The 13,043-nt window shown below is 70.0% G+C and carries 14 protein-coding genes; 6 read left to right on the top strand and 8 right to left on the bottom strand.

What is annotated here, in order from left to right; genetic code table 11:
• Positions 1-132 precede the first annotated feature (132 nt).
• Positions 133-651 carry a hypothetical protein gene (locus tag OP79_RS11325; RefSeq protein ID WP_033319972.1) on the bottom strand — a complete coding sequence of 173 codons (519 nt, stop codon included), beginning with the start codon at positions 649-651 and terminating at the stop codon, positions 133-135.
• A gap of 43 nt (positions 652-694) precedes the next feature.
• A complete protein-coding gene (locus tag OP79_RS11330; RefSeq protein WP_033319973.1) occupies positions 695-1,804 on the bottom strand; it encodes a magnesium and cobalt transport protein CorA in 1,110 nt (369 codons plus the stop codon).
• A 503-nt stretch (positions 1,805-2,307) separates the two neighbouring features.
• On the opposite strand from OP79_RS11330, the gene OP79_RS11335 reads away from it, so the two are divergent.
• From OP79_RS11335 to OP79_RS11350, 4 genes are all read left to right on the top strand, one after another.
• Positions 2,308-2,904: a suppressor of fused domain protein gene (locus OP79_RS11335; RefSeq protein ID WP_033319974.1), complete on the top strand. Its 597-nt coding sequence runs from the start codon at positions 2,308-2,310 to the stop codon at positions 2,902-2,904.
• Positions 2,905-3,028: 124 nt separating this feature from the next.
• Positions 3,029-3,670 (top strand): DUF6758 family protein, encoded by a 642-nt coding sequence (locus tag OP79_RS11340; protein WP_033319975.1) that lies wholly within the window; start codon positions 3,029-3,031, stop codon positions 3,668-3,670.
• Between the two features lie 385 nt (positions 3,671-4,055).
• Positions 4,056-4,922 carry a PHP domain-containing protein gene (locus OP79_RS11345; protein ID WP_033319976.1) on the top strand — a complete coding sequence of 289 codons (867 nt, stop codon included), beginning with the start codon at positions 4,056-4,058 and terminating at the stop codon, positions 4,920-4,922.
• Between the two features lie 43 nt (positions 4,923-4,965).
• Positions 4,966-5,571 (top strand): MarC family protein, encoded by a 606-nt coding sequence (locus OP79_RS11350; protein ID WP_033319977.1) that lies wholly within the window; start codon positions 4,966-4,968, stop codon positions 5,569-5,571.
• Positions 5,572-5,652: 81 nt separating this feature from the next.
• Here OP79_RS11350 and OP79_RS55960 read toward each other — a convergent pair whose 3' ends face one another.
• The gene (locus OP79_RS55960) at positions 5,653-5,805 is read right to left on the bottom strand and encodes a hypothetical protein (protein ID WP_169786184.1); all 153 of its coding nucleotides are present in this window, start codon (positions 5,803-5,805) and stop codon (positions 5,653-5,655) included.
• Positions 5,806-6,015: 210 nt separating this feature from the next.
• Between OP79_RS55960 and OP79_RS11355 the strand changes: the two genes are divergently transcribed.
• A complete protein-coding gene (locus OP79_RS11355; RefSeq protein ID WP_033319978.1) occupies positions 6,016-6,930 on the top strand; it encodes an NYN domain-containing protein in 915 nt (304 codons plus the stop codon).
• 12 nt (positions 6,931-6,942) lie between these two features.
• On the opposite strand, the gene OP79_RS11360 is transcribed toward OP79_RS11355, so the two are convergent.
• Positions 6,943-7,863, bottom strand: a complete 921-nt coding sequence (locus OP79_RS11360; RefSeq protein ID WP_033319979.1) for an alpha/beta fold hydrolase — start codon at positions 7,861-7,863, stop codon at positions 6,943-6,945.
• A gap of 122 nt (positions 7,864-7,985) precedes the next feature.
• Entirely contained in the window at positions 7,986-10,109 is a 2,124-nt protein-coding gene (locus OP79_RS11365; protein ID WP_033319980.1) for a DEAD/DEAH box helicase, read from the bottom strand.
• A gap of 492 nt (positions 10,110-10,601) precedes the next feature.
• Between OP79_RS11365 and OP79_RS11370 the strand changes: the two genes are divergently transcribed.
• A complete protein-coding gene (locus tag OP79_RS11370) occupies positions 10,602-11,339 on the top strand; it encodes a ferritin-like fold-containing protein (protein WP_078491746.1) in 738 nt (245 codons plus the stop codon).
• Positions 11,340-11,394: 55 nt separating this feature from the next.
• On the opposite strand, the gene OP79_RS11375 is transcribed toward OP79_RS11370, so the two are convergent.
• The 3 genes from OP79_RS11375 to OP79_RS11385 all read right to left on the bottom strand — a co-directional run bounded on the left by OP79_RS11375 (position 11,395) and on the right by OP79_RS11385 (position 12,877).
• Positions 11,395-11,661, bottom strand: coding sequence for a hypothetical protein (locus OP79_RS11375; protein ID WP_033319982.1), 267 nt, complete (start codon positions 11,659-11,661; stop codon positions 11,395-11,397).
• Between the two features lie 191 nt (positions 11,662-11,852).
• The gene (locus tag OP79_RS11380; protein ID WP_033319983.1) at positions 11,853-12,080 is read right to left on the bottom strand and encodes a DUF3107 domain-containing protein; all 228 of its coding nucleotides are present in this window, start codon (positions 12,078-12,080) and stop codon (positions 11,853-11,855) included.
• Positions 12,081-12,235: 155 nt separating this feature from the next.
• Positions 12,236-12,877, bottom strand: a complete 642-nt coding sequence (locus tag OP79_RS11385; RefSeq protein WP_033319984.1) for a TetR/AcrR family transcriptional regulator — start codon at positions 12,875-12,877, stop codon at positions 12,236-12,238.
• Between the last annotated feature and the right edge of the window lie 166 nt (positions 12,878-13,043).

Below are 13,043 nucleotides of genomic sequence, written 5' to 3' on the forward strand. Positions count from 1 at the left end.
TTGGGCCACTTGCTGAAGTCCGGTGCAGGATCGCGCCCTCAGGGGCGCGGGGCTGTATCAATCTGCGGCTCAGCCGCGCGGGCGCGACCAGCCACAACGTACCCGCAGCTTAAAACCGTCCTGCTAGCGCAGCTACCGCCGCTTGCGCCCACGAAACAGCAACCGATGCACCCCCGCCGGGACCGGCCCCCGCGTAATCGCCGGCGAAGGCACTGGCACAGCCGCAAGCGACCCGTCAGGCAGCGGCGCCGTATCCCCCGTCGGCTCCAGGCGAAGCACCCGACACTCTCGAGCCCACCGCTCCGGCATGGCCTCGCCATCCGGAGCGTTCAGCCGCTTGCCCTTCAGCTCGCCGACCGCGGCGTCCCACTCGGGGGACCCGGGAGCCGGCTCCACGACCTTCGCCGACCAGGAAACGAGCCGCCCGCCCTTGTCCTTGCTGCGTACGGTGACCACCGCCTCGCCCCCGTCGACCAGCCCCGGCAACGGCTGCTCACCGGGCCCGTCCCCGACCAGGCACACGGCGCCCTCGAACCACACGTGCCACAGGGCACGGTCCGGCTCCGGTGCGCCACCACCCCGCACCCACACGAGCGCGGACTTCTTGGTGGCCTCCTCGACGAGGGCCTGGTCGAGCAGCTCTTCCGTCATGGCAGCAAGGGTATCCAGCCCGCTCGCAGCCGGCCGTGCCCGCTCACAGCCATCCGTTGCGCTTCAGCGTGCGGTGGATCGCGAAGCAGATCCCCACCGTGACGCTCAGCACCAGCGGGTACCCGAACTTCCAGCGCAGCTCCGGCATGTAGTCGAAGTTCATGCCGTAGACGCCACACATCATCGTCGGCACGGCGATGATCGCCGCCCAGGACGTGATCTTGCGCATGTCCTCGTTCTGCGCGACCGAGGCCTGGGCGAGGTTGGCCTGGAGGATCGAGTTGAGCAACTCGTCGAAGCCGACGACCTGCTCCTGCACGCGCGCGAGGTGGTCGGCGACATCGCGGAAGTACTTCTGGATGTCGGGGTCCACCAACCGCATCGGCCGCTCGCTCAGCAGCTGCATGGGCCGCAGCAGCGGGGACACCGCCCGCTTGAACTCCAGTACCTCACGCTTGAGCTGGTAGATCCGCGCCGAGTCGACACCACGCGAGGTCCCGCCCTTGCGCCCCGGCGAGAACACCGCCGTCTCGACCTCGTCGATGTCGTCCTGCACGGCGTCCGCGACCGCGATGTACCCGTCGACGACATGGTCGGCGATCGCGTGCAGCACGGCCGACGGCCCTTTGGCGAGCAGCTCGGGGTCGTCCTGCAGCCGGTGCCGCAGTGCCCGCAGCGAGCCCTGCCCGCCGTGCCGCACGGTGATGAAGAAGTCCCGTCCGGTGAAGCACATCACCTCGCCGGTCTCCACGATCTCGCTGGTGGCGGTGAGTTCGTCGTGCTCCACGTAGTGGATGGTCTTGAAGACGGTGAAGAGCGTCTCGTCGTAGCGCTCCAGCTTGGGCCGCTGGTGGGCGTGCACCGCGTCCTCGACGGCGAGCGGGTGCAGCCCGAACTCGCGGGCGATGACGGCGAATTCGTCCTCCGTGGGCTCGTGCAGCCCGATCCAGGCGAAGCCGCCGTCACGGCGCACCTGGAGCATCGCCTCATGGGGCGTGAGGGGGGCGGGGAACGCGACGCGAGCGCCGTCGCGGTAGATGGCGCAGTCCACGACAGCCGAGTTCGTCCCGGCCGCGCGGGTGGTGTCGTACGTACCGCCGTCCTTGCGCGGCGAGGGGCGGACCGCGGCGCGCAGGTCTCGGATCATCGACATGGCAGGCTCCTTCGCGTACGAGCCGCCGGCAACGGTTGGAACTGCCCGGAATGGGGACGTCCTGACTGAGGATGTTTGGCACGTCCGCAAAGCGGGGAGCACCGCACCGTCGCGGTGGCAGCTTCGCTACTGATACAGATCAGACAGATCAGGCAAAAACGAAGTGCTCTTCCGTCATGCACCGACACGCGTGACGCGAGTACGGGAGGCGGCAGCCAGTAGAGCTCGGTTTTGAGGAACTCAGCAGCCGGAAGAGCGGGTAGTACTACACGGTCGACTTCGATCCATGGAGCCCCACCTCCTCCGGCCGGTCCCCCGTAGGGGAGATCCATCCCCCGTGGGGGAGTGTCCGTGCGTCGGGACTCGAGAGCGACGCTTCTGCGTGCTGCCCCGACCAGCGGCCAAGACTATCAGTCGACTGGCGTGTCAAGTCGCTTCTTTGGCCTTGCCGCTCCCGGGAACCGGGCAGAAACCCCCGAAAAGGCGCAGCATATGCTCGCCGTATGGCTGATGTTCTTCCCTTGGTGGAGGCCCGGTTGCGCACCGCGCTGGGCGAACCGGACGCGCGCGCCGCGGTCACCTTCCTCGGCACGGACCGCATCGAGGTACTCCGCTTCAGTGGCGGAGCCGCCGGGGAAGAGATCGTGCGCTATGCCACGCTCGGCATGTCCGCGCAGCCGATGACCGACCCCACGGCGGCCCTCGCCGACCCGCTCAGGGGCCCGCGCGCCGAGCTGGTCCTCTCCGTACGCGCGGGCCTCGCCGACACCGACAAGGTGCTCCGCCCGCTCGCCGTACTGGCCGCGTCTCCGCAGGTCGAGGGGCTGGTCGTGGCCCCCGGAGCCTCGCTGGACGTCGGCGAACCCCTGTGGCCGGGTGCCCCGTTCACCTCCGTACTGGTCGCCGAGCCGGGCGGCCTCGTCGAGGACCTGGATCTGGACGAGCCCCTCGATCCCGTACGTTTCCTGCCGCTGCTCCCGATGACGCCGAACGAGGCGGCGTGGAAGCGGGTGCACGGCGCGCAGGCGTTGAGGGAGCGCTGGCTCACCGGTGGAACGGATCTGCGCGACCCCTCGCGCAGATCCGTGTCCCTCGATTGAACCGAACCGTCCGCTGGCATCAGCCAGTTGGGAATGTCACACTCGTTCAGTCGGCGGCGACGTGGCTCGCCGGACGGGTGATCGTCCTTGACGCGGCGACAGCCGGGGAGGACCGTTGGGGCCTATGAGGGGCGAACCCAGTTGCCCGAAGTGTGGTGGCCGGGTCAGGGCTCCCGGACTCTTTGCCGATTCCTGGCAGTGTGATGTGCACGGCCCTGTGCACCCGCTGCAGCCCGTGATCCCGCCCAGCGTCGAGGCCCTCAGCGTCGTGGTGCACCGTGCGCGCGTACCGGTGTGGATGCCATGGCCCCTGCCCGTCGGCTGGCTCTTCACGGGTGCGGCCTTCGCGGGCGACGACCGCAGCGGCGGCCGTGCCACGGCCGTGGCCTGCTCGGGTCCGGGCCCGCTCGGCGGTATAGGAGAGCTGGTGCTCATCGCCGAGGAGCTCGGCGTGGGCCTCGGCGCGCGGTACGCGGGCATGGACGGCCCGGACCCGGGCCCGTACATGAACGTCGAGAAGCCGCCCCAGGCGAAGGTCCTCGCGGCGGGCCGCCCGACCCCCCTCTGGCTCGTCTCCGGCACCCCCGACGACCGCGCCGTCTTCGCCGGCGAGGCACTCGGTCTGTGGCTGTGGGCGGTCGTCTGGCCCGAGCAGTCGGGCCTGCTGATGTACGACGAGCTGGTACTGACCGACGTGCGGGACGCGGGCGCGGAGGTGGACCTGCTGCCGTGCGGGGCGCTGTCGCCGCGCATTCTCGAGCCCTGAGCGACCCCGGGGAAGTTCAGGCACGCCCCCACGCCGCCCGGCACGCTCCCCCACTGCCTCAAGGGAGTGGGAGGTGCCCCCACCCGTCGCACCGGCCAAAGGCCCAAGTAGCTCCTCCCCCAGTCTCAACTTCGTTCGACCGGGGACATCCCCATCGAGGACCTTTGTCCGGCACGCCGAGAGCACGCACCGGCTGTGACATCAGCCTCCCCCACTCTCGGCTTCGCTCGAGCGGGGGGACCCCCACCGCGGCGGGCGCGGGAACGCACCCGCACTTCCCCGGACCCGCTTAGTACGGCGCTCAGGGGCGCGGCCGGGGGCGGATGCGGTTCCCGCTACCCTGGAGTGCCCCCTTCCGCCCGGTCAGAGCCTGGAGTCCGCGCTCGTGCGCATTGATCTGCACACCCACTCCACTGCCTCCGACGGTACGGACACTCCTGCCGAGCTGGTGCGCAATGCCGCCGCGGCCGGTCTGGACGTCGTCGCGCTGACCGACCACGACACCACCCGCGGTTACGCCGAGGCCATCGCCGCGGTCCCGGAAGGCCTCACCCTCGTCACCGGAGCCGAACTCTCCTGCCGCCTCGACGGCGTGGGCCTGCACATGCTGGCGTACCTCTTCGACCCCGAGGAGCCCGACCTGCTGCGCGAGCGCGAGCTCGTACGCGACGACCGGGTGCCGCGGGCCCACGGCATGATCCGTAAGCTCCAGGAGCTGGGTGTGCCGGTGACCTGGGAGCAGGTGGCGCGGATCGCGGGCGACGGGTCCGTGGGGCGGCCGCACATCGCGACCGCGCTGGTCGAGCTGGGCGTCGTGCCCAGTGTCTCCGACGCCTTCACGCCCGACTGGCTCGCCGACGGCGGCCGGGCCTACGTCGAGAAGCACGAGTCGGACCCCTTCGAGGCGATCCGGCTGGTCAAGGCCGCGGGCGGCGTGACCGTCTTCGCGCATCCCGCCGCGGCCAAGCGGGGCCAGGTCGTGCCGGAGTCCGCGATCGCCGAGCTCGCGGCGGCCGGACTCGACGGGATCGAGGTCGACCACATGGACCACGACCCGGCGACCCGGGCCCGACTCAAGGGCCTGGCGGCCGAGTTGGGGCTGCTGGCGAGCGGGTCCAGCGACTATCACGGCAGCCGCAAGACGTGTGTACTCGGGGAGTTCACCACGGATCCCGAGATCTACGGGGAGATCACGCGGCGGGCCACAGGGGCCTTCCCGGTGCCGGGCGCGGGCGGGACCGCGGGAATCTGACCCTCCCTGCCCTGCCGCACCCCTTCCCACACCAAGGCTCACCGTGTTCGACCTCGCCGTCTTCGGCTCACTCTTCCTCACCCTCTTCGTCATCATGGATCCCCCGGGGATCACCCCGATCTTCCTCGCGCTCACGTCCGGACGGCCGGCGCGGGTGCAGAAGCGGATGGCGTTCCAGGCCGTCTGCGTGGCCGGCGGTGTGATCACCGTGTTCGGGCTGCTCGGGCACCAGATCCTGAACTACCTCCATGTGTCCGTGCCCGCGCTGATGATCGCGGGCGGCCTGCTGCTCCTGCTGATCGCCCTCGACCTGCTCACCGGCAAGACGGACGAGCCCAAGCAGACCAAGGACGTCAACGCCGCCCTCGTACCCCTGGGCATTCCGTTGCTCGCGGGACCGGGCGCGATCGTGTCCGTCATCCTCGCGGTGCAGAAGGCCGACGGCGTCGCGGCGCAGACGGCGGTGTGGACCGCGATCCTCGCCATCCATGTCGTGCTGTGGGTGGTGATGCGGTACTCGCTGCTGATCATCCGCGTCATCAAGGACGGCGGGGTCGTCCTGGTGACCCGGCTCGCGGGCATGATGCTCTCCGCGATCGCCGTGCAGCAGATCATCAACGGAGTCACGCAGGTGATCCAGTCGAGCTGAGCGGAGCCGGACATGCAGAACCCCGTACGGCATCGATGCCGTACGGGGTTCTGAAGTGTGCTGTGCTCGGGCGTCCGCGCGTTACGAGGCCTGAGATTCGGCCGGGCGGATCAGGATGCGCTGGCCGATGGCGGCGGCCTGCTGCACGATCCGGTTGACGGAGGCGGCGTCCACGACGGTCGTGTCCACGGCGGTGCCGTCGACGTCGTCGAGGCGCATGATTTCGAAGCGCATACGGCTTCTCCCTTCGTCTGGTCATCCTCCTGAAGGAGAACTACTGGTAGGTGGAGCACGGGGCGTCTGTGCCCTGCGTTCCCTAACGAGTCAACGGGATGCCAGTTACAAACATTCCCTACGCTAAATAAATTTTTCGAACGCCTAACTACCTACTGGTAATGGACCGCTTGTGTTCACACAGTGACGTCCTGCGACAATGAGGCGCATATGAATGACGACTTCGCGGGAACCGACGCCCTGGCCGCCCTCAGTGCGCGTATGGACCGCACGAACGAGCTGCTCCAGCGCATGCTCGCCGAGGTGGCGAAGACGCCGTCCACCCATGCGATCTTCGTCGACGCCGGTTACCTGTACGCGGCCGCGGGCCGGCTCGTCGCCGGTACGGAGGACCGCCGGGCCTTCGATCTCGATGCCGAGGGCCTCATCGAGGCGCTCATCGACAGGGCTCGCACGATCTTCGCGGACAGCAGGCTGCTGCGCGTCTACTGGTACGACGGCGCCCGCCGCCGCATCCACACCGCGGAGCAGCAGTCCATCGCCGAGCTGCCCGACGTCAAGGTCCGGCTGGGCAACCTCAATGCCAACAACCAGCAGAAGGGCGTCGACTCCCTGATCCGCAGCGACCTGGAGTCACTGGCCAGGCACCGCGCCATCAGCGACGCCTCACTCATCGGGGGCGACGAGGACCTGGTCTCCGCGGTCGAGGCGGCGCAGGGGTACGGGGCGCGCGTCCACCTCTGGGGCATCGAGGCGCCGGAGGGGCGCAACCAGGCGGAGCCGTTGCTCTGGGAGGTCGACAGCCAGCGGACCTTCGACCTCGAGTTCTTCAAGCCGTACGTCTCCCGGCGCACCGCCGCCTCGTACGAAGCCTCGGCCGGGGCGCGGCCCACGCGGGAGGACGTTCGGTTCGTGGGGGCGCAGATCGCCGCGCAGTGGCTGGGGGCGCGAGGGCGGGAGGCGCTGGCGGACCTGCTGCCCGGGCATCCGTATCTGCCCGGGCCTGTCGACCAGGATCTGCTGGTGGAGGCGGAGGGCTTGCTGCAGTACTCGCTACGGGGACAGGCGGATCTGCGGCGGGCGTTGCGGGACGGGTTCTGGGGGCACTTGCAGGCGCAGTACTGAGTTTTTGAGTCTTTACTTGGTTTGGTACTTGGTTCGGTCGGTCCGGTTCCAGAAGGTGGCCAGGGCTTCGGCCGTTTCCAGCGGGCGGTCCGAGTTGGGGGAGTGCTCGGCGCCCCGTACGACCGTGCGGTGGGCCTTGAGGCGTACGGCCATGTCGTCCAGGAGGGGCACCGGCCAGGTGTCGTCGCGTTCGCCCGACAGGACGTGAAACGGGATCGGTACGGCGGCCAGTTCGGCGACGCGGTCGGGTTCTGTGCACAACTGGCGGCCCGCGGCGGTGAGTTGAGCGGGGCTGTGGCCGAGCCAGCGCTGCCTGAGCTCTTCGAGGTCGTCGAGTCCGGCGTCCAGGTCCTGCTGGTCGGCCGCGTCCTCCGGGGGCTCCAGTGCCTGGATCGCGTCCCACACCTGCGCCATGTCCATCACGGCGAGCGCGTCCCGCAGCAGCTTGACGCGCAGCTGTTGCGAGGGGGAGATCTCGGCCGGCCCTGAGGCCATGAGGGTGAGCGAACGGAAGCGGGTGGAGTCGAGCAGTACGGCGGCCCGGGCGACCTGTCCGCCGAACGAGTGGCCGACGAGGTGGACACGGTCCTGCGGCGGGTCGGCAGGCGTGTCGGTGAGCGCGTCGACCTGGGCGAGTACGTCCCGCGCCAACTCGGCCTGCGCGTACGGGGCTTCGTCGTCTCTTGGACCCGGCGTTTCGTACTGCCCCCGTCCGTCCACGGCGACGGTCCGGTATCCGGCCGCTGCCAGTGGTTCGTGCAGGGCGATGAAGTCCTCCTTGCTGCCGGTGAACCCTGGCAGCAGAAGCGCGGTTCCCTTTGCTTCGACGCCGGGTGCCGCGGAGGCGTCGATCACGGCGAACTCACCGCGCGCGGTGCCGAGCCGATACGCACGAGCGCCGGACGGAGGGACGAAGGTGGCGGGCCTGCTCATGAGGAGGAGGGTATCCGGGGAAGCTGTCGGGCAGGTTGTGGGGCCAGATGGGGCCGTTTTCGAGTTACGGCAACGGCAACGGCCCGGCCCCAAGTGCTGGGGCCGGGCCGTCGGAGAGAGACTCAGCTCTCTGCTGCCTCGGTGGCTGCCGCCGTCTTGCGCGTGCGACGGCGGGGCTTCGCCTCCGGCGCCTCGGCGTCGACGGGCGTCGTGGCCGCTGCCTTGCGCGTACGCCGCGGCTTGGCCGGGGCCTCGTCCGTGACAGGCTCGGCCGCCTGCGCCGGGATGCCGGCCTCTGCCGCCTTACGGGTACGGCGACGCGGCTTCGCCTCGGTCGCCTCGGCCGTGTCCACGGCGACCTCAGCAGCGGCCGCGGTCTTCCGCGTACGGCGCGGCTTGGTCTGAACCGCCTCGACTGCGGTGCCTTCCGCCGTGTCCAACGCGGCCTGAGCCACCTTGCGCGTACGGCGACGCGGTGTGGCCGCGGGCTCCTCGGTCACCTGGGCCGGGATGTCGGCCTCGGTGGCTACGGCAACCTTGCGCGTACGGCGACGGGGCTTCGTCTCGGCCGGCTCGGCCACCTCGGTCGCGGTGGTCGTGCCGTCCACTGTGTCCACGGCCGTTTCGGCGGCCTTGCGAGTGCGGCGGCGGGGCTTGGCCTCGGTCACCTCCGTGACCTCAGCGGCCTCCTCGACGACGGTGGCCGCTGACTCCGCGGTCTCCGCCGTCTTACGCGTACGACGCCGTCGGGGCTTCGCCTCGGCCGGCTCCAACGGCTCTGCCGTCGGCTCGATGGCCTCCGGCGTTGTTCCCTCGGCCGTGGCGACAGCCGTCTCGGCGGCCGACTCCCCGGTGCGCGTGCGGCGGCGGCGACGCGGTGTGCGCGGCTCGGCGGCCGGGGCCTCCGTAGCTTCCGCAGGAGCCGTCGTGTCTGTGGCGTCGAGCGGCGCACCGTTGCGCGTACGGCGGCGGCGACGCGGCGTACGCGCCGGGCGCTCACGCTCGCGCTCCGGGGCCGAGGAGCGCTCACCACGACCGCGCGCGCCACGCCCGCCGGTCTCGCCGAGGTCCTCGACCTCCTCGGCCGCGAGCCCGGCGCGGGTGCGGTCGGCGCGGGGCAGGACGCCCTTCGTGCCCGCCGGGATGCTCAACTCCTCGAAGAGGTGCGGGGACGTGGAGTACGTCTCCGGCGGGTCGTTGAAACCAAGCGCCAGCGCCTTGTTGATGAGCTGCCAGCGCGGGATGTCGTCCCAGTCGACGAGCGTGATCGCGATGCCCTTGGCGCCCGCGCGGCCCGTACGGCCGATGCGGTGCAGGTACGTTTTCTCGTCCTCGGGGGACTGGTAGTTGATGACGTGCGTCACGCCCTCGACGTCGATGCCGCGCGCGGCCACGTCGGTGCAGACGAGCACATCCACCTTGCCGTTGCGGAACGCCCGCAGCGCCTGCTCACGCGCCCCCTGGCCGAGGTCGCCGTGGACCGCGCCGGAGGCGAAGCCGCGCTGCTGCAGCTGGTCGGCGAGGTCCGCCGCCGTCCGCTTCGTACGGCAGAAGACCATCGCGAGCCCGCGGCCGTCGGCCTGGAGTATGCGCGAGACCAGCTCGGGCTTGTCCATGTTGTGCGCGCGGTAGACGAACTGCGCGGTGTTCCGGACCGTCTGGCCCTCGTCGTCCGGCGCCGTGGCGCGGATGTGCGTGGGCTGCGACATGTAGCGGCGCGCGAGACCGATGACGGCGCCCGGCATGGTCGCCGAGAACAGCATCGTCTGGCGGCGGGCCGGCAGCATGTTGATGATCTTCTCGACGTCGGGCAGGAAGCCCAGGTCGAGCATCTCGTCGGCCTCGTCGAGGACGAGCGCGCGCACGTGCTTGAGGTCGAGCTTCTTCTGTCCCGCGAGGTCCAGCAGTCGGCCCGGGGTGCCGACGACCACGTCGATACCCTTCTTGAGGGCCTCGACCTGCGGCTCGTACGCCCGGCCGCCGTAGATGGCGAGAACGCGTACGTTACGGACCTTGCCCGCGGTCAGCAGGTCGTTCGTGACCTGCGTGCACAGCTCGCGCGTGGGGACCACGACGAGCGCCTGCGGGGCGTCGGTGAGCTGCTCCGGCTCGGCACGGCCCGCCTCGACGTCTGCGGGAACCGTGACGCGCTCGAGGAGCGGGAGGCCGAAGCCCAGCGTCTTGCCGGTGCCGGTCTTGGCCTGGCCGATGACGTCGTTGCCCGAAAGGGCGACGGGGAGCGTCATCTCCTGGATGGGGAAGGGGTTGATGATGCCGACGGCTTCCAGGGCCTCGGCTGTCTCGGAAAGGATTCCGAGCTCTCGGAAAGTAGTCAGGGTGCTGCCTCTTCTGTGTGTATGCGGTGCGAGGCGAGCGCGGGGGTCGTGTAGGGACCGTGCCGGGGACGTCGGCCGCTCTTGACCAGCGGGCCGGGTGGCATGGGACCACTGCCGACGCTCGAGCTCTCGTACCGCTGAGGGTCCCTCCGTATGGTCCGTACGCTTCTGTGCCGTACGGGCGAGGAGGGCTGTCGGGTCGGAGCCGATCGGGCCACCGACCGGGCATCCTCATTCGTGCGGCCCGTCGAGTTGGTCGAGTTACGTAGATCAACTCAGCGGGCGCATTACCACCATACCCCGGAATCGCGCATATGCGATGGTCGATTTGGTCACGTAGTGGTTGTCACACTGACTGACCAGGGACTTCCGTGTTGCTGTGAGCGGGCTATTGTGCGCTTCATGACGACGCCTGACAACGCTCCCGACGCATCCGCCGACCACACCGGAGTCGCCGCCCAGGACTGGACGAAGGCCTCCGTCGACCCCCAGTACCGCGCCGCGGTCGTCGACCTGCTCGGAGCGCTCGCGTACGGGGAGTTGGCGGCGTTCGAGCGGCTCGCGGAGGACGCCAAGCTGGCGCCAACGCTCGCCGACAAGGCGGAGCTCGCGAAGATGGCGTCGGCGGAGTTCCACCACTTCGAGCAGTTGCGGGACCGGCTCGCGGCGATCGGGGCGGAGCCGACGGAGGCGATGGAGCCGTTCGTCGCGGCGCTCGACGGCTTCCACCGGCAGACGGCGCCGTCGGACTGGCTGGAGGGCCTCGTCAAGGCGTACGTCGGCGACTCGATCGCCAGTGACTTCTACCGCGAGGTCGCGGCGCGGCTCGACGCCGATACGCGGGCTCTGGTCCTGGCCGTACTCGATGACACGGGGCACGCGAGCTTCGCCGTCGAGAAGGTGCGCGCCGCGATCGACGCGGACCCGCGCGTGGGCGGGCGGCTCGCGCTGTGGGCGCGACGGCTGATGGGCGAGGCCCTGTCCCAGTCGCAGCGCGTGGTCGCCGACCGGGATGCCCTGTCCACGATGCTCGTCGGCGGCGTCGCGGACGGCTTCGACCTCGCGGAGGTCGGCCGGATGTTCTCCCGCATCACGGAGGCGCACACCAAGCGGATGGCCGCGCTGGGCCTCGCGGCCTGACACTCCGCCTGGTCCGGGCGAGGGTCGCGTCAGCGGTCCTCGCCCGAGTCCGGAGTCACACGGTCGCCGAGTGGCGGCGGAGTCTTCCCGCGGGGCGGACGAGGAGGGACACGGACGCCGTGGCGACGGCCACCGCGCCGATGAGGATCAGCAGAAGGTTTCCGCCCAGCGCGCTGTGTGTGAGGAACGCGCCGAACAGGCCCCCGGCGGCGCCCGTCGACAGGACCAGGCGGCGGGCGGGCAGGCGGTGCGGCAGGCGGTACGCCGCCAGCCAGGCCACTGCCAGACCGAGGATCACGGAGCCGAGCGCTTCCAAGAACATCTGGGGGTCCCTCCCGCACGGCCGGGTGCACTTCGGTCGTAGCCCGTCATACCCGTGACCTGCGGAATGCAATCCTTCTCTGTGGGTGACTTGTGCTCAATCTGTGAAGCGCGCGGACGCGTGGAAACAGTGTGGAGTGGGCATGGGAGAGGGGCTCGGCGGCCGTTGCCGCCGAGCCCCTCTCCCATGCCTCACAGCGCGCCGAAGCCCACCTTGCGCGGGGCCGGCTCGCCGATCTCCACGTACGCCAGACGGTCGGCCGGGACCAGGACCTTGCGGCCGTGGTCGTCCACGAGGCTCAGCAGCTGCGACTTGCCGGCCAGCGCTTCGGACACCGCCCGCTCGACCTCCTCGGCGGTCTGACCGCTCTCCAGAACGATCTCGCGAGGCGCGTGCTGCACGCCGATCTTGACCTCCACGGCTATGTCCCTCCGACGGTCACTGATGTGCGCGTTCGTCCGCGCCGTACGCAGCACACATTAGCCCGGTGAGGGGACGTGCACGCTGCGTCCAAGAACGCCAGGAGCGAACAGCGGACGGGAACAAAGGGACGGCCCTCGCCGCATGCCCGCCGTCAGTGGTGCTCGCTGCCGTGCAGCGGGAAACCGGCGATGCCGCGCCAGGCCAGCGAGGTCAGCAACTGCACAGCCTGGTCACGCGGCACGCTGCGGTCGCTGTGCAGCCAGGAACGCGCCACCACCTGCGCGAGCCCGCCCAGACCCGAGGCGAGCAGCATCGACTCGTCCTTGGACAGGCCGGTGTCCCCCGCGATCACCTCGCTGATCGCCTCCGCGCACTCGAATGTGACCTTGTCCACGCGCTCACGCACCGCGGGCTCGTTCGTCAGGTCCGACTCGAAGACCAGCCGGAACGCACCGCCGTCGTCCTCGACGTACACGAAGTACGCGTCCATCGTGGCCCGTACGCGCTGCTTGTTGTCGGTGGTCGAGGCCAGAGCGCCTCGAACTGCCTGGAGCAAGGACTCGCAGTGTTGGTCCAGCAGGGCCAGGTAGAGGTCGAGCTTGCCCGGGAAGTGCTGGTAGAGCACCGGTTTGCTGACCCCCGCGCGCTCGGCGATGTCGTCCATCGCGGCCGCGTGATATCCCTGCGCGACGAACACTTCCTGGGCTGCGCCGAGGAGTTGGTTGCGTCGGGCACGGCGCGGCAGGCGTGTGCCCCGCGGGCGTGCCGCCTCTGTCTGCTCGATGGCTGTCACGCCGCCTCCCAAAATCGTCCACGTGCGGTGTGCGCCGCGCGGCCATCGTACTTTTCGGTAACCGTGGTGTGCGCGGTGCGAGCGCAGAATTTCACGGACCGGATGCCGGAGAAAACCGTGCAGAGCGCATCAAACAGGGGCATGACGGGCAGGCCGACCCGCCGAT

It is taken from the genome of Streptomyces yerevanensis, from assembly GCF_000716805.1.
GTDB lineage: Bacteria > Actinomycetota > Actinomycetes > Streptomycetales > Streptomycetaceae > Streptomyces > Streptomyces flaveus.

Bases quoted from the DNA above. Each gene is read 5' to 3' on its own strand.
- OP79_RS11370 (WP_078491746.1), top strand. From the start codon at position 10,602: ATGACGACGCCTGACAACGCTCCCGACGCATCCGCCGACCACACCGGA.
- OP79_RS11365 (WP_033319980.1), bottom strand. From the start codon at position 10,109: ATGACGCTCCCCGTCGCCCTTTCGGGCAACGACGTCATCGGCCAGGCC.
- OP79_RS11335 (WP_033319974.1), top strand. From the start codon at position 2,308: ATGGCTGATGTTCTTCCCTTGGTGGAGGCCCGGTTGCGCACCGCGCTG.
- OP79_RS11325 (WP_033319972.1), bottom strand. From the start codon at position 651: ATGACGGAAGAGCTGCTCGACCAGGCCCTCGTCGAGGAGGCCACCAAG.
- OP79_RS11340 (WP_033319975.1), top strand. From the start codon at position 3,029: ATGAGGGGCGAACCCAGTTGCCCGAAGTGTGGTGGCCGGGTCAGGGCT.
- OP79_RS11360 (WP_033319979.1), bottom strand. From the start codon at position 7,863: ATGAGCAGGCCCGCCACCTTCGTCCCTCCGTCCGGCGCTCGTGCGTAT.
- OP79_RS11330 (WP_033319973.1), bottom strand. From the start codon at position 1,804: ATGTCGATGATCCGAGACCTGCGCGCCGCGGTCCGCCCCTCGCCGCGC.
- OP79_RS11355 (WP_033319978.1), top strand. From the start codon at position 6,016: ATGAATGACGACTTCGCGGGAACCGACGCCCTGGCCGCCCTCAGTGCG.
- OP79_RS55960 (WP_169786184.1), bottom strand. From the start codon at position 5,805: ATGCGCTTCGAAATCATGCGCCTCGACGACGTCGACGGCACCGCCGTG.
- OP79_RS11375 (WP_033319982.1), bottom strand. From the start codon at position 11,661: ATGTTCTTGGAAGCGCTCGGCTCCGTGATCCTCGGTCTGGCAGTGGCC.